The following is a 23,182-nucleotide window of genomic DNA, read 5'->3' on the forward strand; positions in this document are numbered from 1 at the left end:
ACCAGTAAATACTGCGCTATTGATTTATTAATAATTTTTAATATTGAAATTCTTTGTTGCAAGCTCTAATTCTAAGGATTTTTATAATGGTACTAACAAAACAAAAATAATACCATTTACTGTGTAGAAATAGTTTATCACTTTTAATTTGAACAAAATAATACCAAAAAATAGTTTTACTTTGTAAACAAGACGTTCCGTTAAACAAATGTAAAGACATTTTAATGTTATCAAAGAATCAAATAAAGTTAATTAAAAGTTTAAGCTTAAAAAAAAACAGACAGCAAAATGGTTTGTTTATAGTTGAAGGAATTAAAGGGATTTCAGAGTTTTTAAATTCAGATTTTAAACTGAAAAGCCTCTATACGACTAAATCTATTTTTGAAGCACCACAACCTTTAGTTATTGAGATTACTGAAGCTGAATTAAAAAAAATATCAGTATTAAAAAATCCTAATACAGCTTTAGCAATTTTTGAAATTCCAAAACAAAATCAGTCTACGGCAGGTGGTTTAGTTATAGCATTAGATGATGTGCGAGATCCTGGTAATTTAGGTACCATAATTAGACTTTGCGATTGGTATGGCATAACAGATTTGGTCTGTAGTTTTAATACTGTAGATTGTTTTAATAATAAAGTAGTGCAGGCCACAATGGGTTCTCTAACTCGTGTCAATGTTCAGTACGTAGATTTAGAAAACTATATTGAATCGTCTAACTTGCCTGTTTATGGGACTTTGCTTGAAGGCGACAATATATATACGTCCATTTTAGAACAACAAGGCATAATCGTTTTAGGTAATGAAGCTAATGGTATTTCAGAAGCTGTAAAAGCAACAATAGAAAGAAAATTAACTATTCCTCAATTTGGAAAAAATAAAGCTACGGAAAGTCTTAATGTAGCTAATGCAACTGCGATTGTTCTTAGCGAATTTAAACGTAGAACTATTGAAAAGTTAAATTAATAAAAAGTCCTCTAGTTTGCATTTTTGAAATATTACCTGTCCAAGGACTATTTGGGTCTGCATCTCTAATGTTTTCATCATTAATTGCAAAAATACCACGAATGGAAGGTGTGAATTTAAAATAAAGCAAATATAAATCTATACCAAAACCAATTTCATAAAAATAAGAGTTTTTAATCATTCTAAATTCACCAGAGCTATTATCATTAGGATTATCTTGATTACTCGATAAATTTAACGCCGTAGAAATACCACCAATAACAAAAGGTTTAAAGTTATTAATACGCTTTGTGGAAACCTTTAGCAATAATGGAATATGAACATAAGTAGATTTTACTTCTCGGAACAAATCAGAATCATTAAATTCTACACCATTAAAGTAACTTTCGTCGTATTGAAGTGTTCTCGTCGTGAAAAATACGCCTGGCTCTAATCTTAAATTCAAATAATCATTAATTCGCATATCTCCAATAAGTCCTAAATGAAAACCTCCAGCGGTTTCAACTTGTATGTCTTCTAAGTTTTGGTTGTAATCAAAATTAAAGTCATATTGATTGAAGCCAATGAAATAACCCCAAGTTAAAAACTTTTTATCAATATTATCTACACTGTTAGTAACACGCTCTTTTGTGAACATTTGTGCGGACAAATCCTGAAAGACGAATAAAATTATTAAGATGAGTACTATGCGTTTCATATTATGCTTTAGATGCTGAATAAATGGTAGCAACTCCCATAGTTTGGGGTTGATGTTTCACATTAGTAAACCCAATTTTAGTCAAAATATTGTTTAAAGCTTTACCGTATGGAAAAACAGAAGCAGATTCGCTTAAATATTTATAAGCAACTCGGTCTTTAGAAAACAGCTTTCCTATGGTTGGCAAAATAAGTTTAGAGTAGGCTTTATAACCAAATTTATAGATTGGGTTAGTGGGTACAGAAGTTTCAAGAATAACAAAAATACCTTCAGGTTTTAATACTCGTAATATTTCTGCAAGGCCTTTTTCTAAATTTTCAAAATTTCTAACACCAAAAGATACGGTTATGGCATCAAATGTATTGTCTTCAAAAGGTAAATCTTCAGAATCACCAATAACCATAGAAATAGTATTGTCTAGGTTTTTATCCTTAATTTTCTGCCGTCCAACTTCTAGCATGCCATCGCTGATATCTAAACCAACAATTTCTTTTGCATTTGTAATGGCAAGGTTAATTGCTAAATCCCCTGTTCCGGTAGCAATATCCAAAATATTTTCAGGGTTGTTTTTAGCAACGAGGTCTACAACCTTTTTTCTCCATTTGACATCTATACCAAATGAAATTACTCGGTTTAAACCATCATATTCTTTAGAGATAGTATCGAACATTTTAGTAACCTGAATCTTTTTAGATTGGTCACTGTCCTTGTATGGATTAATCTTTTCGGCCATAAAAATTTTTGGCAAAAATACGTGATTTTTTTCACTTGAATGTTTTATAAAGAAATGAAAAAAAATACTTTGACGAACAAATAGGCATACGTTATAAACTTCTCTTCTCCGTTCAGAAACAGGAATTTTTAACTTTTCAGAATTAAAAATAACAATAAGTAAGTTCTTTAAGTTGTCTGTGGTCACAACAATAAATACTAACGGCACGCATTAACTTATAACTTATAAGTATATTTGCATGTTTATTTCAACAAGTTACAATGAAAATAATTATCGCAGGTGCAGGTGAAGTAGGATTTCATTTGGCGAAACTTCTTTCTTACGAGTCTCAAGAAATCACTTTAATTGATACTAAAAAGGATAGTTTAGGATATGCAGGGAATCATTTGGATATTAGAACTATAAAAGGTGATGCAACCTCAATAGAGGTATTAAGAGATGCGCGTATTGAAACTTCTGCTTTATTTATTGCAGTAACATCATCCGAAACTACAAATATAACGGCTTGTGTATTAGCGAAGCAATTAGGTGCTAAAAGAACTATAGCGCGTATATCTAATACAGAATTTATAGAGCATAAGGAAACTGTAGGGTTCTCAAATATTGGAATTGATGAATTAATTTCTCCAGAATCTTTAGCTGCTTCAGAAATTGAGTTATTGTTAAATCAATATGGATTTAATGATACTTATGAGTTTGAGGATGGCGCATTAACTATGTTAGGTTTGCGTATTTCTAGAACGGCAACTTTTGTTGATAAAACGGTAAAACAAGCAGCGGAATTATATTCTGAACTTCACTTTATCCCAATTGCAATTCAGCGCTTGGGAACTCAATATACCATAATCCCAAGAGGCGATACCATATTTAAGGAAGGTGATAAAGTAGTTTTTATGACTAGCAAAGGTGGTGATGAAGAATTATTTGAGTTATCTGGTAAAGTAAAAGTTGAGATAAAGGATATTATGATTCTTGGTGGAAGTCAAATTGGCTATAAAACCGCTAAAGATCTTTGTGCGAGTAAATTTAATGTTAAGGTAGTTGAGAGTAAAAGAGGTGTTGCAGAAGAATTAGCTGAAGATTTACCAAATGCATTAGTTATTTGTGGTGATGGAAGAAACGTTGAGATATTAGATGAAGAAAATATTTCTGATATGGATGCTTTTATTGCCGTAACAGGTAATTCAGAAACTAATATTATGTCTTGTCTACTTGCCAAATCAAAAGGTGTAAAAAAGACAATTGCTTTAGTTGAAAATATGGATTATTATCAATTATCTCAATCCATAGGAATTGATACATTGATTAATAAAAAGTTGCTGGCTGCGAATAATATATTTAGATATATAAGAAAAGGTGAAGTTGTAGCAATGACTAAACTTACAAATATGAATGCAGAACTGCTAGAGTTTGTTGTAAAACCAGATTGTAAAATCACTAATAAGCAGATTAAGGATTTAAAATTTCCTAGGTCAGCAATTTTTGGAGGTGTTATTAGAGATGGAAAAGGTTTAATTCCTTTAGGAAGTTTTAGAATTGAAGCTGGTGATAGAGTTGTCGTATGTTGTTTGCCACGTTCAATTTCTGAAGTTGAAACTTTTTTCACATAATTGATTATAGAATGTCTCGTATAAAGCTCAATTATAAAATAATCTTTCATTTTTTTGGACTCCTACTATTATTTAATGGTGGGTTTATGTTGATATCTACTTTAATAAGTCTTATTTATAATGATGGTGTTACTCTTGATTTATTTTTAGCGGGTCTCGCAACACTTGGCATTGGTACTTTGGTAATGTATAGAACAAAGGACCATCGCAAAGAAATGAATAAGCGAGAAGGATATATAGTAGTAGCCTTTGGGTGGATTGTAATGTCTTTATCTGGTACATTGCCATATCTAGTTACAGAAGCCATTCCCTCATTTACTGATGCTTTCTTTGAAACCATGTCTGGTTATTCTACAACAGGTGCCAGTATTTTAAATGATATTGAAGCTGTACCAAAAGGTGTTTTATTCTGGAGAAGTATTACGCATTGGATTGGTGGTATGGGAATTATTGTTCTTGCCATTGCCATATTGCCATTATTAGGTGTTGGTGGTATGCAGCTATTTGCTGCAGAAGCTCCTGGACCAGGTGGTGATAAATTGCATCCGAGAATTACAGATACAGCAAAGCGATTATGGTTAATTTATTTTGGCTACACTGCAGCAGAAACAATATTGTTACAAGTAGCAGGAATGTCGTTTTTTGATGCTATTAATCATGCCTTAAGTACATTGTCTACAGGTGGATTTTCAACAAAAAATGCAAGCGTAGCACACTGGAATGATAATCCAGCTATTCAATATATTATTATATTCTTTATGTTTTTAGCAGGAACTAATTTTGTGCTTAGTTATTACTTGTTTAAAGGAAAGGTAGCTAAAATAATAAAGGATGAGGAGTTTAAACTCTACTTTAGATTTATAGCAGTATTTACATTTGTTGCGGCTATATTGATATACTTTAGGGCAGATGTATCCATATCTTCAATTGATCATCCAATGGTGTTAGGAGAAGGAGAGAGTGCTTTTAGGCATGGGTTATTTCAGGTATTAAGTGTTATTACAACAACAGGATTTGTCACTGCAGATTATACACTGTGGACGCCATTTTTAACTGTTTTCTTCTTTGGCTTAATGTTTTTAGGAGGTTCAGCAGGTAGTACCTCAGGTGGTGTAAAGGTAATGCGTCAATTAATTTTAATTAAGAATAGTTTTTTAGAATTTAAACGCGCTTTGCATCCTAATGCTATTGTCCCTGTTAGATATAACGGAAAATCTGTATCAAAAGATATTGTATTTAATGTACTTGGATTCTTCATACTGTATATGTTGTCTTTTATAGTTGGTGCTTTAGTATTCTCTATGTTTCAAATGGATTTTGAATCTGCCATAGGTCTTTCTGCATCAAGTTTAGGAAATGTTGGACCAGCCTTAGGTGATTTTGGACCTGTAAATAATTATGCCGCATTACCACCTTTAGGAAAATGGTGGGCTTCGTTTTTAATGCTTATTGGAAGATTAGAATTGTTTACTGTTTTAATTTTATTGACGCCTTTCTTTTGGAGAAATAGATAAATTTTCAAATTTTTTTTATTTTTTTTTAAATTTACCTAGCCTATATTCTCACTAATAGTTTCAAGTTTTTTATTGCTGTTATTTTGTTAAGTACTGATATGCAATGTGTAACATTTTATTTGATTGAGCGTCTTACTTGTATAACCAATTAAAATCATCAATCATGGAATTAGTATTAAACACAACATTAGAATCAGTACCAGAACCCATTGCGGTATCTAACTTTACAGCAAATGGCTTATTAAACTCTCGTTACAAATCAATTGTTAAAGAGAATTATAGAAAGTCAACGAAGAAATCAATATTTGGGATAAGACAACGTATTAAGTCTTCTCAATTTAGAATGGTAAACCATACAGGAGCAATTTTAAAGTTAACTGTATTTGCTATGGTATTAATAGCTATGTTTTAGATAGCATTACTACAATATATAGAACTTTCAACTGGCACATTAATTTGTGCCTTTTATGTTATTAGAGACCTATTTTAAAATGGTTTGTTATCATTTCAATTTTTTACTAACTATTTAAATTATAGAAATTATGTCTACAGGAGCAATGAATGTTAGTGTTAAGAATAACCTTAACTTACTTTCTAAACGAGATAAGTTGAGAAATACACTTGGTGGCTATAACCCAAATAGTAAAACAGAATATAACTTACCTACAGCATCAACCAAACAACTAAAGGATTTAAGTAAGCGTTTAAAAGAAGAGCATAAAATTAGAACCTTAAAAGTGATTTTGCTTACGGCTATTTTATTCATTTTACTTTTATGCATCTTTTTGTATTCTACCGAAGGAATTATTGAACTGATTACTTATTAATCGTTAAAAATTAAGACTTATGAGTTTTGGTGTTGTACAGACTATGATAACGACTTTAAAGAACAATGATAATATGCGTTCTAAAAGGAAAAAGTTTAAAAAAGGATATAGTCGAACTATCTTTTCAGAAAAACCAGAATATGATTTTCAAGAAGCTACACCAGAGTTGTTAAAGTCTATTGAGAAAAAGGTAAAAAGGGATAACCGAATATTATGGCTAAAAGTCGGAATTATTACTTTTATTATTCTATCTTTTTTTGTGTGGGCAATCATCAAATAAAAAGACCTTTCTAAATATAGAAAGGTCTTTTTATTTTAATAAAGTGTATGTTTTAACTCAAAGCAGTCTTTATACGTTTTATAGCTTCTTTAATTTCATCTTGAGATGCGGCATAAGAAATTCTAATACAATCCGGATTTCCAAAAGCTTCACCAGTTACGGTTGCTACTAAGGCTTCTTCTAACAAAAACAAAGAAAAATCAGAAGCATTATTTATCTCCTTTCCTTTAATCGTTTTTCCGAAATAGGCAGAAATATTAGGGAATACATAAAAAGCACCTTCTGGCTCATTAGATTTAAAACCTTCTATTTCACCGAGAAGATCTAAAATTAATTTTCTTCTTACTTTAAATTCATCTACCATATATTTTACACAAGAAGCTGGAGCTTCTAATGCAGTAATAACAGCACGTTGTGCAATACAGTTGGCTCCACTGGTTACCTGACCTTGAATTTTATTACATGCTCTAGCAATCCAATCTGGTGCGCCAATGTAACCAATTCTCCAACCTGTCATAGCGAAAGCTTTAGATACACCGTTTATTGTCACAGTTCTGTCGTACATATCATCAAATTCAGCCATACTAAAATGACCACCTTTAAAATTGATATGTTCATAGATTTCATCAGAAACAACATATATATTAGGGTGCTTTTGTAAAACATCTGCTAATGCTCTTAATTCTTCCTTACTGTAAACAGAACCACTTGGGTTACAAGGAGAACTGTACCAAATCATTTTAGTTTTTGGTGTAATAGCAGCTTCAAGTTGAGCAGCTGTCATTTTAAAATCGTTCTCAATAGATGTTTTTACTTCAACAGGTACACCATCATTTAATTTAATTATGTCACTGTAGCTAACCCAATACGGACAAGGTAAAATTACTTCATCGCCCTCATTTAGCATCACAGATGCAATATTGTATAAGGCTTGTTTTGCTCCTGTAGATACTACAATTTGCGGTAAAGTATAAGTTAGATTATTATCACGTTTAAATTTTGTGATAATTGCATTTTTTAAATCTACATAACCATCTACTGGAGTATAGCTGTTATAGTTTTGGTTAACGGCTTCAATAGCAGCTTCTTTTATAAAATCTGGTGTATCAAAGTCTGGCTCACCTAAACTTAATCCTATTATATCTTTTCCTTCAGCTCTTAGTTCTCTAGCTTTTGCTGCCATAGCAAGCGTTGCTGATGTGGCTAGGTTGTTAATTCTATCCGATAATTGATTCATGTGGTTGTGTTAGTTTTTGTAATGCGAAATATATTAAGCCATAGTTGGCTTTTGTCCTAATTGTTTCAATTGTTGGTAGTGTTCTGCAACAGCTCTCCACATTGTCTTATATTCGTTATATGGTAAGCTAAATTCGTGAGCAGTTTCTCTAACTATTTTTGCAATATGTTTATAATGCACATGGCTAATATTAGAGAATAAGTGATGTTCAACTTGTCTGTTTAATCCACCTGTATAGAACTCAACAATCCAACTTTTTGGCGAAAAGTTCGAGGTCGTAAATAATTGGTGAATAGCCCAAGTGTTTTTCATATTTCCATTTTCATCAGGCAATGGCATTTCAGTATTTGGCATCACGTGTGCTAACTGAAAAACAACACTTAAAATCATTCCAGCTGTGTAATGCATAATTAAAAAGCCTATTAAAACTTCCCACCAAGCATAACCTAGAGCTAATGGTAAAACAACCCAAATAGTGTAGTATAATATTTTGCCAATAATTAACTTGGTCCACTGTGTAGCCGGATTAGGAAAATCGCCATAAGATAATTTTCTCTTTAAATATTGGTAAGTTTGCTTAAAATCGGTTGTAATTGCCCAGTTTACAGTTAGTAAACCATAAAGTAAAAAAGCATAATATTTTTGGTATTTATGAATTTTTAACCATTTCGCATGTTTAGAAAAACGGATAATTCTACCAGCATCAATATCTTCATCGTGTCCTTGAATATTTGTATATGTATGGTGTAAAACGTTATGTTGTACTTTCCAGTTATAATCATTACCAGCTAAAATGTGAATGCTACTTCCCATTAATTTATTTACCCATTTTTTACTAGAAAATGAACCGTGGTTAGCATCGTGCATTACGTTCATACCAACACCAGCCATACCAATACCTATAACCATCATAGATATAATTTGAAGCCATCCAGGTAAGTCGTTAACGGTTAATAAAACCACTAAAGGTCCTAGTAACAACGTAAACATTACAATTGCTTTAATATAAAGTTTCCAATTACCTGTTTTTTTTATGTTATTTTCTTTGAAGTAATTGTTTACACGTTTATTAAGTGTTCTAAAGAATTTAGCAGAGTCTGTTCTAGAGAATTTTACAGTTTGTTGTGCCATTAGTCAAATTTATTTAAGTTATAACGTAAGGGATTTAAAATCATTATAACGCAGCAAAGATAGTTAATAAATAAAAAGCAACCTTATCGATTTAACATAATTTATACAGATTAAATTTAAGTATTTTTGGAAAAAATATTTCAAATGGAATTGATCCTCAAATACTTCCCAAATCTAACAGAAAAGCAAATTGAACAATTTACAGCTCTTGAAGCTTTATACATGGATTGGAATAGCAAAATCAATGTAATTTCACGTAAAGATATTGAGGAACTCTATCTAAGACACGTCTTACATTCCTTAGGAATTGCTAAGGTTATGAGTTTTGCAGATGGTTCATCAATTTTAGATGTTGGTACAGGAGGAGGATTTCCTGGTGTACCATTAGCCATTCTATTTCCAGAATGTCAATTTCACTTGGTAGATAGTATCAATAAAAAGCTAAAAGTTATAAATGCTGTCTCAGAAGCCATAGAACTTACCAACGTAAAAACAACACATAGTAGGGTAGAAGCCATTGATGAAAAATTCGATTTCATTGTAAGTAGAGCCGTTACTACAATGCCGGAATTTACCCCTTGGGTAAAAGGAAAAATTGCAAAAACGCATAAGAACGAATTAAAAAACGGCATACTCTACTTAAAAGGAGGAGACCTTACAGAAGAACTAAAACAATACAAAACCGTAAAAGCTTTTTTACTATCAGATTATTTTGAAGAACCATTTTTCGAAACTAAAAAAGTGATTCACTTACCACTAAAGTTTAAGTCTTAAAATATGCTTTAATTTGGGTGTTGGTCGTTTTCAGTAATTTAAAAACCCTGAAAACAGGGTAATTTGTTATTAAGAATTTATAGAATTTTACATCGTAATAAACCGACACAAATATGTCTAACCCATTTAAAAAAATTACAAGTAACGCAGCACAGAGCAAAAACTCTATGTATAATACAGAAGCTCACAATGAAACTACTGTTAGTACAAGAGATTGCGATACTTGTGGTGCACCTAGGCCAAAAAAATCAGATTTAACAATATGTAGTTATTGTAAAACCTCTTTTATGGACATTGGGACGGTTATAAAATCTGATAATTAAAATGGACAAAAAACAAGAGTTAATTAATAAATGGGATGCTTTTTTACTAAAAATTGAAAGTAGGTTTACGGATTCTTTAAACCATGCCAAAGAAGCTAGCGTCAATCAATTAGCAGAATCAGATTACGACTTTGAGACTACAATGCGTGGTTGGCAAGGCATGAAAGCGCAAATTAGACAGTTAACCGATAAGATAGATGAGGTTTGGGATGAAAAGGTAGAACCTCAAATGGAATTAATTGGCGATTTCGCGTCAGATGAATATACAAAAGGTTCAATTTTAAGCGATAAACTCGAGGAGAATTTACAACGGTTTGAACGTCAATTAGAAGGCGAACTCTCACAGTTATTTTACGACCATGCTATTAAAATTGCAGATAAAAAACACAATTGTACGCAGTGTGATGCAGAGATACAAATTAGGAACGATCTGTTTAGAGCACAATACATAACTTGTAGTTTTTGCAATACAGTAAATACAATTGCACCAGAAGCCAAGTTTTTAAAAGTAGGTTGGGGAATTGTAGACAATATTGCAAAAGTAAAAACTCAGACAGAATTTGATGTCATGGAAGCGGCTATTGAAGCCATTAGACTTCATCGTGGGCAAGCACCTGAATCGTATTGGGAAACTTATGAAAAAGCACATTCAGAATATTGGAATAGTTTTTTTAAGGCACGAATAACTCTAAATTCAGAATTACAAAATCGTTATGATGACGATATAAAACGTAAACAAAAAGAATTCGAAAATTATAAAAAAATACAAACGACTTAAAACTTAAAATTATGGAAAAAATAAACGGAGTTTCTTTTGAAGATTGGGGAGCAGCTTGTGGAAACATAGCACAAGGCATGCAAGAAGATGAGGTGTGTAAAATCTTAGGCTTAGAATTACCAGTATGGCAGCAAACTAACGAAGCTTGGGGAGGAAAACTAGGCGATATTATGGCAGAAGATATGACCTTAGCAACGACCTATGCTGGTTTTTTTACAAACCCTAAAGTTGGGAAGTTTTCAGAAGTATCTGGTGGAAATAGTTTAGATACACTTTTAGAACAAGTACCAGATTACGATGCATTTCAGAAAATATTTTGGCATCAATCGGTAGCTTCAGAACAAGGTATGGATGCTGCTGCTATTTTAGAACAATACAATTTTAATTTGCATGATTGGAGCAGTATAAGTATGCATTACAGTACGTGGTTTCATAATTACGTTAATCATGAAAGTGCAGAATATGAAGCCAATTATAGAGAAACATCAGCAATTTCAGATAAATGGCAAAATTACTGGAAAGGGAATTTTAAATCAGATGGTGTAGATTTAGCAGAAGATATAGATTTCTAAAAAACGAAAATTATGGGTATTTTAAATCAAATGCGTTCAGTAATTCAGTGGGAAAGTCCTCAGCAATATCAACTGTTTTACAAATTTACTGATAGAGGCGACGAGTTAAAAAATGCATCTAAACTTATTTTGCAAGAAGGGCAAGGCTGTGTATTTACATATGAAGGTAAAATAGAAGGTGTTTTTGATGAAGCTGGTATTTATGATCTCAAAACAGATAATAAACCTTTTATTACCACTATTAAAAAATTAATGAATGCTTTTGAAAGTGAGCACAAAACAGGAATTTGGTTTTACAGAAAAGCAGATATGCTAAACATTCGTTGGGGAACACGTATTCCAATTACTTATAATGATCCTGTATATGCTTTCCCAGTACACTTAAGGGGCTATGGAAATTATTCATTGAAAATTACGGAACCTAAAAACTTTTTTATCAATGTATTGGCTGGTCAATCCAACTATTATGTTGATGAATTGCAAGAAATATTCTTAAGTAGAATTACACAACCGATTTCTAATTATTTAGCAAACGCTAAATTTTCTTACGCAGAAATTGATAGTAATATTGAAAACATAGCGAGAGAAACTCAAGAGCGAACTGTACAAATTTTTGAAGAATTAGGCTTTCAATTATTAGATTTTAGAATAGAAGGTACCTCCTTTGATAAAGATACCAACGAGAGGATTGATGAGATTAGTAACATGCAAGCTGAGGTAAAAGCCGCAAATATTGCAGGTGTAGACTACGCAGAACTTCAAAAACTAAAAGCTATGCGAGATATGGCTAAAAACGAAGGTATGGCTGGCACAAGTATGGGCATGTTTGCTGGTATGAACATGGGTAATGCCATGCAAGCAAATGCTTCAAACGAAAAGAAGGAACCAGAAGTTAATGATATCAGGTCTAAACTAAAGGATTTAAAATCCTTATTTGAAGATGAATTAATCTCTGAAGAAGAATTTTTAGCAAAGAAAAAAGAATTATTAGATAGCATGTAATTTGCATCGAAATATAAAACAACTTAAATGAAAAATAAAGTAATATTACTACTAATAGTATTGTCCTCTGTACTAAAAATAAATGCTCAACAAGACACCATTTATTATAATATTGACTGGAAGGAAACGGTAAAAGACAGTGCTGCTTTTTATAGAACACCAGTAAAAAAGGAAGGCGATTTATTTAGAATAGAAGACTATTATATTTCAGGACAGCTTCAAATGAGTGCGCTTTCTGTAAATGAAGATAAGGCATTGTTTCAAGGAAAAGTAACTTGGTATAATGAAGATGGTTCAGTATATCAAAGTGGACATTATGATAATAATCGATTAAATGGAGAGTTTGTATCCTACCTTAATAAAAAGAAATTAATAGCGATTTACAAGGATGGCTATTTTATTGAAGGCGCAACTAATAGAGGTCGCGGACGAAATAGTTTTTATTCCAAAATTGAAAATGATACTATAGTAGATATTGTATACGATGGAGACATAGAAGGTATACGATATGAAACTTATAGAGTTAAGAAAGGTGCTCGTTTTCTTTCTAAATATTATGATGAAAAAGGAGAGCTTATAGATGAGTTAAAAGAGACAACAAAAGGTTATAGAACTGGTGCAGAAGTCTTTTATTATTACCATCCTATGCGAGTAAAGCAAATTAGTTATTATCCGTTTGGTCAATATCTTGGTGCAACAAGTTTCTATAGAAACGGACAGGTACGAACCAAATTTGAGAAAGAACCAGAGTTTAAGAATAGTTATTTTACAACAGAAGGAGTCGCTTTAGGTAGTGTAACGTATACATTAGATAACAATTACTTAAACCCGTATAATGGAACAGAGTTTAAATTTTCTTACAGTAGCAGGGAAGAATTCGAAGGAGTTATACTTTCTGAAAGAACCTATAAAGAAAGTAAATTGCAAAAGGACGCATTTTACTACGAGAATGGAAGTTTAAAATCCTTTAATACCTATAACAATGGTACCAAAGAACTTCAGGTTAGTTATAATGAAGAAGGCGAAGAAATTGCCAGAATAACTTATAAAGATTACTATCCTTATTCAGGAACCGAAATAGTTGGCGACAAGAGGTCAACGTATAAGGAAGGAGAATTAGTGAAAGAAATTAATTTATATCCCAAAACGGATTTAATCTTTAACGAAAAGACACAAGAAAAAGAAACTTATTTTGATAAGAAAGGCAAGGTTATAGGAACGTTGTTTATAGAATATAAAAATAATTATGGAAAACCATTAAACGGAAAACGTTTTTTTCCTGGATATGATATCGATATTTCAAGTGTTGAGACTTATGAAGACGGTTATGTTATAGAAAGAACAACATTTAGACCAAAATTGTTAGGAGAGAAGAAGAAAGTGATTTTTAAGCGTACAGATTTTTATAAAGGTGGTAGCTACGAAAAGGTAAGAGAAATTGTTTATTATAGTAATGGCTCTAAACAAAGTGACATAACTTTTAAATCTTACAATAAAATGCTTGGGAAATTTTATAATGATAAAGATGAACTTATAGGCACTTATGATTATGCTAAAATGGACGGTGTTTTATATGAATTCTTTTACGACACTAATGAAATTCAGCTTATAAAAGAAGAAAAGGAAGGCGAATTAATAAAGCTAAAAAAGTATGACTATGGATTAACTAGAAACTATGATAAAGTAAACCCTGTTTTAATTGAAGAAATAGATATTGCATGCTGTTCAGTATCTTATTTAAAAAATGGAGACGTGTTTGCAAAATCAACTTTTAAAGACGGAATGCCGTGGGAAGGAACATTGTATGATCAAAGTTCTCGTGTAAAACTTACTGTAAAAAATGGTGTAAAGGAAGGAGCTTACAAAAAGTATGATTATGGTCAAAAACAAATATTAGAAGAAGGCCAATATGTTAATGATAAAAAAGAAGGTGTATTTAAAAGCTATAGTTATCTTGGTAAAATACAGAGTACCGAAACCTATAAAAATGATATTTTAAATGGAGAGGCAGTTTATTATGATGATGAAGGCGAGGTTATTTCATCTCTAATATATAAAGACAATCAGCCATTTGAAGGTAAGAAAATAATAAATAGTGGTTATAATGACAAACCTACTGAAGAGACCTACAAAAATGGATTTTTAACTGAAAAGATTTCATACGATGACAACGGTAGACGTATTTCTAAATTTGAAAATGGGAAAGAAATAGAAACCCTAGCATATTATAAAAATACTGATGTAAAACGATTAAAATATACTGTAGATAATAATTATATTAATGGAGAAGTAATTAGGTATGATGAAAGTGGAAAAGAACAAAATAAGGCAATTTTTAAAAATAATAAGTTAGAATCTGGTGTTGTTTTTATCTCTGGATCCATCACTTATGATAATAATGTGAATTTTATTATTTTAAGTAAACAGACAGATAAGTTAACTATTAAATTAATAGGTCATAATGATGAAACGATTTTCTTTGCTAAAGAGAATTTAAAAGAAGGACGTAGTGTTAATTATATAAATAAACTAGGAATCTATCTAGATAACATTACAGCCAAATCATTGTATTAAAATTTAAAATAAAAAACCGTTTGAAATTAATCAAACGGTTTTTTTATGTGGCTAAACCAAAGAAGTATTTATTCTTTTATTATTTTTTTTGTTATAGTTTGTCCTGCTTCATTAGTAAATCTAATAATATAAGGTTGTGCAGATAAATCAGCTAAATTGATTGAATCTCCTCCAGAGGCAATATTTGTGTTTTTTACATTTCTGCCTAATAAATCATAAACATCAGCTGTTAAGTTTTCATTAGATTGTACTGAAAGTTCGTTCTTTACACTAGTTGGGTATATCTCTAAAGATGATAACTCAGAGTTGTCAACGCTCAACGTTGGATTATAATTATAAGTAATGCTTAAAGGTGTTCCTGTATTATTTCCGCTAGCATCTAATTGTTGAAATCTAAAAGTCCAACTCATAGGTGTTGTAGTGGCACTATCATTTTGATTCCAAAAATTATTACCAATACTATTAGTTGATCCTGCAGTAATTAATGCGGGTGTACTTGGGTATCCACTATTAAGTTCTACGCTGTTTAAGCAAACGGTAGCAAAACATAACTGAAAATCTGATCCATCTGTACCTGTAAGATTATCAACAAATATTCTCATGTAGAAATCTTCACTAGAGGTGTTAGTTACTTTAAACTTAAAATTGCAAGGATCTGCATATGCACAACCAGCTTCAGAAAATGATACAATTTGCCCATCAGTTAATAAGCTGTCATCACTTTTGTCTCTAACTTCAAATTGAGCGAATGAAGCAAATGAGGTTAGAAATAGGCTCATAAAAAGTAGTTTTTTCATCATAGTTTTTTTTTTTTTTTTAATTGAATTGAATACACGGTTAGTTTCAAATATACATTATTTATTAAAAAAGGGAAACATCTAAAAATGCTTCCCTTTATATATGCTATAAGTGATTTATTTATTTATAATAAATTTGGCACTATAACTGGCTGAGCCGTTGTTAATATTCATAATATAATGTCCAGCATCTAATTGAGACACTGGTAACTCAATATTTTGATTTCCATATAAACCCTCGTAATTGTTTTTGATTACAGTTCTTCCTAACATATCTGTAATAGTTACATTATAATTTCCATTTCCATCGCTAAAGGCAATGTTGATTTTATCAGATGCAGGATTAGGATACAATTTAATTGAATCGATTCCTGAAACCTCTTCAATACTCAACGCTTGTGCTACTGTACTCTGTTTTGCACTTACAATGCTTCCATCATTTGAGTCTATTAATACAGCGACAATATGTAAATCGGCTTCACTACTAGTACTAGGAATTGTGTAACTAAAAGTATATGAAGCTATATCTCCACCATTTATTACGGTAGGTACAGAATTAGGTTGACCATCAAACCCACCTAATAAAGCTCTTCCGACGTGGTTATATACCATTTGAGCAGCAGGTACAGATTCTGGTAGGTTCTCATAACCACCCATTGCACCACTTCCACCACCAGAATAATAATTGGTTTGATTATACCCAGAAGCAGTGCCAGTTACGTTGTCTTCTGTGATAATAACTCCTAACCTGTAATTTGCAGCACCAAATGATGTGTAAAAATTTGCATTAGCGGTAATTGATAAATTACTTCCTGTTTGTATTGCACCAATTGTTATATCCACAGGTACAACTTCTGCTATTTGGGTATTATATCCTGCTTGTAAAGATGCTTGACCAGGATCTATACCTACTAATTTTCTATCCGCACCGGCATTTGGCCATCCTGTGCCAATTACATTTACTAATGCTGTATCGTATTCAGAAACCGTCATAGGATCTCCATTGTGTACCGCTATACCAACTACACTATTTGGATATGTAGAAGTCATATAATCTAAGCCAACAGTACCTCTTGGGCACCAACCACACCATGTCCCTGTAGATTCTTCAATAAGAACTGCTTTTGTGCCAGATTGCGTCATAGTATTAAAAAATACAGTTTGCATATTATTAGATGGGTTGGAATCTACACCACCATTAACCGATGTTATTGTAGCTGAAATTGTCTTTTCTACTGTAGTACTATAATTTACAATATCAGGATGAGTTATTGTTGCAGTTGCACCACCTGCAATATTCGTTGAAATTGCTGCAGAGTTAGTAACTGAACCGTCTGTCCATGAAAGGTCTAATGACGAAATGGTATTACCTCCAGTATTGTTTACTGTAATTTCAAATGGGTAGTCTGTACTTACTAAACCGTAACGAGGTAAGTTAATACTTGTTAACTCAGCATCATCGTCATTCACACTTCTAACAACAACATCATCAATATTTATACGAAATTGATCAGAAACATTGTGATGTCTAAAAGCAACATAGATAGTTTGTCCTACGAAAGATGTAACATCTATATTTCTATCCACATATGCTCCAGTAGCACCAATAACCTCATTAAATGAGGTTGATGAATTACTTAAAGAAGCAATGTCTGAGGCAGTCGATACATAAACGGAATAGTTTTCATTAGCCCAAGATTGATCTTGTGCGTACGCTTTCCATTGAAGAAATACATTACCTGTAGCTGTTGTAAGATCTATAGCAGATGAAACCATCCAGTTATCAGGTGTTAAAATTCCAGCGGTAGAATTCCATGATGCAGAAGTTGCATGTTCAGCTTGCACAGCTTCAAGATTGGCAATTGACCAATTGTCACCGTCACCATCAGAGTCTGTAAGCGTCCATAATGACAAATCTCCAGAAGAGAAATCATCTGAAAAATAAGTTTGCGCTGTTGTCAACTGATTAGCAGAAAAGCAAAGTAAAAATACGAGGGTAATTTTTTTAATCATAGTTGGAAGGATTAATTAAAGTTTTGTTAAAATTGATGCTTCAAGATAACCAAATGCTTAAATAACGCAAAGTTCTGGCATAAAAAAAACGACATTTGAAAACAAATATCGTTTAAATACATTTTTTATGGTTTAACTTAAAAGGCGACGGTAAGGTTTGCACTTAGACCTGTATTTTCAGGTACAAATCTACAAACACCACCAATACAAATTAGTCCTCCTCGTTGTCTTCCGTAATTTAGTCCTAATCTCGTATTGCCTTTGCTGTAGCTTCCTCCTAGACTATAGTAATGAATTTCATTATTACCACCATAATTCCAGTTGTCTGCTGCATATATAGCAAAACGGGTAGAAAAATTATACTCAATAACACTAGCTGCCCAATTTTTTCGATCATCATCGCTCCATAAATGTTGCGCAACTAGGCGTATTGCTCTTCCTTTATCAAATTTGCGTGTAGATTCAATCACACCGATATTAGCTAAAATAGAACTGTTGCCTAAAGGGCCTCCTTCTACAACGCCTTTATCTACTATGACGTTTTGATAGGTAAAAACAGAACTCCATTTTTTAGACCATTTCTTTTTAACTTCAAGATTAATGTCTCTAAATAGTTGATGTCCTTTTCCTATAAATTTAGCTTTATACCAACGATTTTCAATATTGTATTCGGCATCTAGTCCGCCCCAATATGAAAAATTAGCGGCTAGTTTTGTACCATATTTTCCTCCTATAGTTGTACCTTTTTTAAATGAGTAATACAAATCGAATTGTGTACCAACCTCACCTGATCTTTGATCAAACGATTCTATTATTAATCTTGGTTGAGGATTGTAAACATAGATGTTTGTTAAAAGATAATCTTGTTGTTTTGTGAGTCCAGGTACATAGTTAACAACCTGTTGATTGAATACATTTCCCTCAGCTAAACGATCTGAATAAAAACTAAAATTTTCTAATCTTCTAAAAGTGGCGTTGATACCCAAGCCTTTTTTTGCATAACCAGCATTAACTTGTAAAGCTGTTCCGTCATAAAGTTTATTAGATGAAAGTACACCTTCATTAGCAATAGCATCAGGATCTTTAATAATAGCTTCTACACCTGCGTAAAAATTATCGACAATAAAATCTAGACGCCCACCATATGCACCTACTGTAGATGGTAGTGCTTCATTTCCATTGGTGTCTTGGTTTCTAGCGACGTAGCTTGCGCCAAATTGAATATCTATTGATTCAATATTCAACGCACTACTTAAGTTTAGGTCTGCATCTAACCCTTGAATTGTACCTATAGATTCTTCAAATCCATGACGTTGTTTTCCAAAAACACCCTTCAATCTTAAATCTTTAGTTATGTCTAATTTAATATTAAGTCCTTTTAAGGCGTTATTTAAACCTAATTGTCTGTCTTCCCAAGATCTTAATATTAATCCACTACCAAACTGCTCATAAAAATAGCCTCCAGTAACATCTATCTTGTCATCTTTATAGTTAAAGTAGTATGTGGCAACATCATTTTGGTTGTCAAAAATTGGATCGTATCCTAATAGAGCAGAGGGTAAATAAGATTCATATTGAACACCTGCAGTAAAATTTCCGAGATTGTAATTCAATAGAACATAATTGTTTGCTCTAAATTGATCTTCTGGAGCTAAGAAATTAATGCCTTTGTCTGTTTGTAGCAACTGAGAGTTAGACTCTAAGCCACCATAAAAATTACCAGTTTCTTGAGCGTTAAGGAAATAAATATTTGAAAAAAGCGTAGCTAGAATGAATAATTTTTTCATTTTAATTTGATTGTTAGCGATAAATGGGAACTGGATGTTACTCGTTAGATAATTCTTTGATTTTTTCATATAATTCCGATTCTGCACCAGGACTATAACCAGAATGTTCGTAAACGATTTTGCCGTCCTTTACCAAAATAGTTAAAGGTATACTTGAGGCATTCAAAGCACGTTTTAAATCACTATTTGTGTCTAAAAGAACTGTGTAATCCCAGTCTTTTCCGTTTACTAAAGATTTAACTCGTTTTACCGTTCTACTATCATCTACAGAAACGGCTAATAATTCCACATTAGTTTCATCTTGCCAATCTTCATAAACATCGTTAATTGCATCTAACTCTTTTATGCAAGGTACACACCATGTTGCCCAAAGGGAAACTATTGTAATGCCATCTTCATTTGTGGCATCATCTAAGGTGATAGATTTGCCTTCTAAAGTTGTTAAATCTGCGTTAGGTAAGTCGTTTTGAGCTATAGATATAGAGCTAAATATAGCAAAGCAAAAAAATACAAGGAGTTTTTTCATAATTAATTATTGGAATATTGGTACACAATATTAGTTAAATTTTTGTCAAATGTATTGTTGTTCTAAAAATTAATTAAATTAGCGAAAAAAAATACGATTGCTATGATTTCAAAAAAAGTGCCAAAGTTATTTATCCTATTATTTACAATTTTAATTATTTCTTGTAGTAAAACTGAAGAAAATGTTCCGTTAACAACACCTACTGCACAGATAGATGTAGATAAATTAGTAAGAAAGGCATCATTAATAAATCAAGATATTCCATTTAAGATAATAAATGAAGCAGATGAAGATGTTACTTCTTTAGCAACGTTTTATGTTGATGGTAATGCAGTAATTGGTTCTTCTTTTTCTTCAGATGAAATTGGTGATTTTGAAGTTTACGGTGTTTACATGGAAGATGGTGTTGAGATTACCACAAATACCGAGAGTTTTAGTGTTATAATTCCAAAACGAAAAATAGTTGTTGAAGATTATACGGGTACATGGTGTGGCTTTTGTCCACGAGTTTCTGCAGCTTTAACGTCTTTGCATGAAGAAACAAATGACATTACTGTAATCGCTATTCATGAAACTGCAAATAGTTTTGAGGATCCAATGCATTTTGAGCAAATTCAAATTTTAAAGGATGCTTTTGATGTTGAAGGTTTTCCTGCAGCTAAAATTAACAGAACCGCAAATTGGCAAAATCCTCACGTCAATTCTGACGTGACAAGTATTGCAGGTTTAGATACAAATTTGGCTTTAGCGATTAACTCGGAATTAGTAAATAGTGAACTAACTGTTCAAGTTAATGTGGTTTTTGAAGAAGGTTCAATTGCAGGTGATAAATTAGTAGTTTATTTGTTAGAAGATGAAATTATAAACGATCAGGTTAATTATTATAATGCAGATAGTACTAGTCCTTTCTATAATATGGGAGATATTATTCCTGATTTTGAACATAACGAGGTTTTAAGAAATTCATTATCTAGCGTTTTAGGTGATGCTATTCCAGTTACAGAAGCACTAACTGAATACATAACATCGTTTACGGTTACTGTGCCAGATGATTATAATATAGACAATTTAGGAATTGTAGCCATGGTTGTGAGTGATGATAATTCGTCTAAAAATTCTCAGTATGCTCATATAAATGAAGACAAGGCATACGAATAGTCTTTGAATTATAAAACATAAAAAACCTGAGCATTACATAATGCTCAGGTTTTTTATGTTTTAATTTAAATTTTGTTAACTCGTTTAGAGTTATAAAAAAGTCCTTAGAAATTTTTACTTCTAAGGACTTAGTTTTTTTGATATTTAGAATTATTCTCCTAAGAATGGATATCTGTAATCTACTGGAGTTACAAATGTTTCTTTTATTAATCGAGGAGACACCCAACGTAATAAATTCTGAGCACTACCAGCTTTATCATTTGTTCCAGATGCTCTAGCACCTCCAAATGGTTGCTGACCTACAACAGCACCAGTTGGCTTATCGTTGATGTAAAAGTTACCAGCACAGTTTTGTAAGGCTTTAGTTGCTTCTTCAACAGCATAGCGACATGTAGATAGTATAGCACCAGTTAATGCGTATTCACTAGTTTCATCAACTAATTTTAAAGTTTCAGAATATTTATCTTCATCATAAACGTAAATTGTCATTACAGGTCCAAATAATTCCGTAGACATGGTGTCGTACTTTGGGTTTGTAGTTACGATTACAGTAGGCTCAATAAAATAACCTTTAGATTTATCATAACCGCCACCAACTATAATTTCAGCTTCATCAGATGCTTTCGCTTCATCTATGTATTTAGCAAGTTTATCAAAAGAACCTTCATGTATAACCGCAGTTACAAAATTGCTCATATCTTCTGGTGAACCTTGTTTAAAAGAGTTTACATCTTCAATGACAAAGTTTTTTACCTCTTCCCAAATGTTGCTTGGAATATATGCTCTAGATGCTGCACTACATTTCTGTCCTTGAAATTCAAAAGCACCACGAGAAATAGCTGTTGCTACTTGTTTAGGTACAGCAGATTTATGAGCAACGATAAAATCTTTTCCTCCTGTTTCACCAACAATTTTAGGGTATGTTTTATAAGTATGGATATTGTTTCCGATTTGTTTCCATAATTCTTTAAAGATAAAAGTAGAGCCAGTGAAATGTAAACCAGAAAAATCAGGACTAGATAATACCGTTTCAGTAATCATTTGAGGATCTCCAAAAACAACATTAATAACACCATCTGGCACACCTGCTTCTTTAAAAATATCCATAATGATTTTAGCAGAATAGATTTGGCTGTCACTTGGTTTCCAAACAACAACATTACCCATCAATGCCATACAAGTTGGCAAGTTTCCTGCAATTGCAGTAAAGTTAAAAGGTGTAACTGCATAAGTGAATCCTTCAAGAGGTCTATATTCTACACGGTTCCATGCATCACTAGTGCTTTCTGGTTGTTCCATGTAAATGTCAGTCATAAACTGAACATTAAAACGTAAGAAATCTATAAATTCACAAGCCGCATCAATTTCTGCTTGGTGTATAGTTTTAGATTGTGCAATCATAGTTGCAGCATTAATTTTTGCTCTATAAGGACCAGCAATTAATTCAGCAGCTTTTAAGAAAATACCTGCACGTTGTTCCCATGGCATTTGAGACCAAGATTTACGTGCTTCTAAAGCTGTAGATATAGCATCTTCTACATGATTCTTTTCTGCTATATGGTATTCTCCAACGATATGTTTATGATCGTGTGGAGGAGACATGGTTCTAGTGTTTCCGGTTTTAACGTCTTTACCGTTAATGTACATTGGTACTTCCACTTTACTGTTAAACATAGTTTTATATGTCTCTTGAACAGCTTTACGTTCTGGAGAACCAGGTGCATAAGACTTTACAGGCTCATTGACTGCAACAGGTACATTAAAGAATCCTTTTCCCATAATATATTTGTTTTTTTAGTTGATTTTTGAAAGTGCAAAGGTACAATTTTTAACAGAGAAATATTTTGTAAAATGTTATAGTTCTGTGAAGATTTAACCTAGAAA

22 protein-coding genes are annotated in these 23,182 nt (G+C 32.1%); 13 read left to right on the forward strand and 9 right to left on the reverse strand.

Annotated elements, in window-relative coordinates; all coding sequences use genetic code 11:
- Positions 1-224 precede the first annotated feature (224 nt).
- Positions 225-965, forward strand: a complete 741-nt coding sequence (locus ACJBCC_RS00885) for an RNA methyltransferase (RefSeq protein WP_299099079.1) — start codon at positions 225-227, stop codon at positions 963-965.
- Here ACJBCC_RS00885 and ACJBCC_RS00890 read toward each other — a convergent pair.
- A complete protein-coding gene (locus ACJBCC_RS00890; protein WP_407556144.1) occupies positions 946-1,662 on the reverse strand; it encodes a porin family protein in 717 nt (238 codons plus the stop codon). The genes ACJBCC_RS00885 and ACJBCC_RS00890 overlap by 20 nt on opposite strands.
- 1 nt (position 1,663) lies before the next feature.
- Positions 1,664-2,395, reverse strand: coding sequence for a bifunctional demethylmenaquinone methyltransferase/2-methoxy-6-polyprenyl-1,4-benzoquinol methylase UbiE (gene ubiE, locus ACJBCC_RS00895; protein WP_299099083.1), 732 nt, complete (start codon positions 2,393-2,395; stop codon positions 1,664-1,666).
- Between the two features lie 260 nt (positions 2,396-2,655).
- Here ubiE and trkA point away from each other — a divergent pair, with 260 nt between their 5' ends.
- The 5 genes from trkA (at position 2,656) to ACJBCC_RS00920 (ending at position 6,626) form a co-directional block, all read left to right on the forward strand.
- Positions 2,656-4,005 carry a Trk system potassium transporter TrkA gene (gene trkA / locus ACJBCC_RS00900; RefSeq protein WP_299099084.1) on the forward strand — a complete coding sequence of 450 codons (1,350 nt, stop codon included), beginning with the start codon at positions 2,656-2,658 and terminating at the stop codon, positions 4,003-4,005.
- Positions 4,006-4,016: 11 nt separating this feature from the next.
- The gene (locus tag ACJBCC_RS00905) at positions 4,017-5,519 is read left to right on the forward strand and encodes a TrkH family potassium uptake protein (RefSeq protein WP_299099086.1); all 1,503 of its coding nucleotides are present in this window, start codon (positions 4,017-4,019) and stop codon (positions 5,517-5,519) included.
- 163 nt (positions 5,520-5,682) lie between these two features.
- The gene (locus ACJBCC_RS00910) at positions 5,683-5,931 is read left to right on the forward strand and encodes a hypothetical protein (protein WP_299099088.1); all 249 of its coding nucleotides are present in this window, start codon (positions 5,683-5,685) and stop codon (positions 5,929-5,931) included.
- A gap of 130 nt (positions 5,932-6,061) precedes the next feature.
- Complete coding sequence (locus tag ACJBCC_RS00915) at positions 6,062-6,346, forward strand: hypothetical protein (RefSeq protein WP_407556145.1); 285 nt, start codon at positions 6,062-6,064, stop codon at positions 6,344-6,346.
- Between the two features lie 19 nt (positions 6,347-6,365).
- On the forward strand, positions 6,366-6,626 hold the full coding sequence (locus tag ACJBCC_RS00920) for a hypothetical protein (RefSeq protein ID WP_299099092.1): 261 nt from the start codon (positions 6,366-6,368) through the stop codon (positions 6,624-6,626).
- 52 nt (positions 6,627-6,678) lie between these two features.
- Here ACJBCC_RS00920 and ACJBCC_RS00925 read toward each other — a convergent pair whose 3' ends face one another.
- Complete coding sequence (locus ACJBCC_RS00925; RefSeq protein ID WP_299099094.1) at positions 6,679-7,863, reverse strand: pyridoxal phosphate-dependent aminotransferase; 1,185 nt, start codon at positions 7,861-7,863, stop codon at positions 6,679-6,681.
- 33 nt (positions 7,864-7,896) lie between these two features.
- Positions 7,897-8,994 carry an acyl-CoA desaturase gene (locus ACJBCC_RS00930; RefSeq protein WP_299099096.1) on the reverse strand — a complete coding sequence of 366 codons (1,098 nt, stop codon included), beginning with the start codon at positions 8,992-8,994 and terminating at the stop codon, positions 7,897-7,899.
- A gap of 144 nt (positions 8,995-9,138) precedes the next feature.
- On the opposite strand from ACJBCC_RS00930, the gene rsmG reads away from it, so the two are divergent.
- From rsmG to ACJBCC_RS00960, 6 genes are all read left to right on the forward strand, one after another.
- On the forward strand, positions 9,139-9,768 hold the full coding sequence (gene rsmG, locus ACJBCC_RS00935) for a 16S rRNA (guanine(527)-N(7))-methyltransferase RsmG (protein ID WP_407556146.1): 630 nt from the start codon (positions 9,139-9,141) through the stop codon (positions 9,766-9,768).
- Positions 9,769-9,881: 113 nt separating this feature from the next.
- A complete protein-coding gene (locus ACJBCC_RS00940) occupies positions 9,882-10,091 on the forward strand; it encodes a hypothetical protein (RefSeq protein WP_299099100.1) in 210 nt (69 codons plus the stop codon).
- 1 nt (position 10,092) lies between these two features.
- Complete coding sequence (locus ACJBCC_RS00945; protein ID WP_407556147.1) at positions 10,093-10,869, forward strand: hypothetical protein; 777 nt, start codon at positions 10,093-10,095, stop codon at positions 10,867-10,869.
- Positions 10,870-10,880: 11 nt separating this feature from the next.
- Positions 10,881-11,441, forward strand: coding sequence for a hypothetical protein (locus tag ACJBCC_RS00950; RefSeq protein ID WP_407556148.1), 561 nt, complete (start codon positions 10,881-10,883; stop codon positions 11,439-11,441).
- 12 nt (positions 11,442-11,453) lie between these two features.
- On the forward strand, positions 11,454-12,443 hold the full coding sequence (locus ACJBCC_RS00955) for an SPFH domain-containing protein (protein WP_407556149.1): 990 nt from the start codon (positions 11,454-11,456) through the stop codon (positions 12,441-12,443).
- Positions 12,444-12,470: 27 nt separating this feature from the next.
- On the forward strand, positions 12,471-15,017 hold the full coding sequence (locus tag ACJBCC_RS00960; RefSeq protein WP_407556150.1) for a toxin-antitoxin system YwqK family antitoxin: 2,547 nt from the start codon (positions 12,471-12,473) through the stop codon (positions 15,015-15,017).
- Between the two features lie 68 nt (positions 15,018-15,085).
- Here the strand turns inward: ACJBCC_RS00960 and ACJBCC_RS00965 are convergent, their stop codons facing one another.
- From ACJBCC_RS00965 to ACJBCC_RS00980, 4 genes are all read right to left on the reverse strand, one after another.
- The gene (locus ACJBCC_RS00965; RefSeq protein WP_407556152.1) at positions 15,086-15,796 is read right to left on the reverse strand and encodes a T9SS type A sorting domain-containing protein; all 711 of its coding nucleotides are present in this window, start codon (positions 15,794-15,796) and stop codon (positions 15,086-15,088) included.
- A gap of 135 nt (positions 15,797-15,931) precedes the next feature.
- Positions 15,932-17,827 (reverse strand): choice-of-anchor J domain-containing protein, encoded by a 1,896-nt coding sequence (locus tag ACJBCC_RS00970; RefSeq protein ID WP_407556153.1) that lies wholly within the window; start codon positions 17,825-17,827, stop codon positions 15,932-15,934.
- Positions 17,828-17,964: 137 nt separating this feature from the next.
- A complete protein-coding gene (locus ACJBCC_RS00975; RefSeq protein ID WP_407556154.1) occupies positions 17,965-19,614 on the reverse strand; it encodes a DUF6029 family protein in 1,650 nt (549 codons plus the stop codon).
- A 37-nt stretch (positions 19,615-19,651) separates the two neighbouring features.
- Positions 19,652-20,140 carry a TlpA disulfide reductase family protein gene (locus ACJBCC_RS00980; RefSeq protein ID WP_299099116.1) on the reverse strand — a complete coding sequence of 163 codons (489 nt, stop codon included), beginning with the start codon at positions 20,138-20,140 and terminating at the stop codon, positions 19,652-19,654.
- Positions 20,141-20,242: 102 nt separating this feature from the next.
- Between ACJBCC_RS00980 and ACJBCC_RS00985 the strand changes: the two genes are divergently transcribed.
- Entirely contained in the window at positions 20,243-21,298 is a 1,056-nt protein-coding gene (locus ACJBCC_RS00985; protein ID WP_299099118.1) for an Omp28-related outer membrane protein, read from the forward strand.
- Between the two features lie 150 nt (positions 21,299-21,448).
- Here ACJBCC_RS00985 and pruA read toward each other — a convergent pair whose 3' ends face one another.
- Positions 21,449-23,077, reverse strand: a complete 1,629-nt coding sequence (pruA, locus tag ACJBCC_RS00990; protein ID WP_407556155.1) for an L-glutamate gamma-semialdehyde dehydrogenase — start codon at positions 23,075-23,077, stop codon at positions 21,449-21,451.
- Positions 23,078-23,182: the final 105 nt, after the last annotated feature.

Origin of the sequence: Winogradskyella sp. 4-2091, assembly GCF_045765065.1 — a bacterium.
GTDB lineage: Bacteria > Bacteroidota > Bacteroidia > Flavobacteriales > Flavobacteriaceae > Winogradskyella.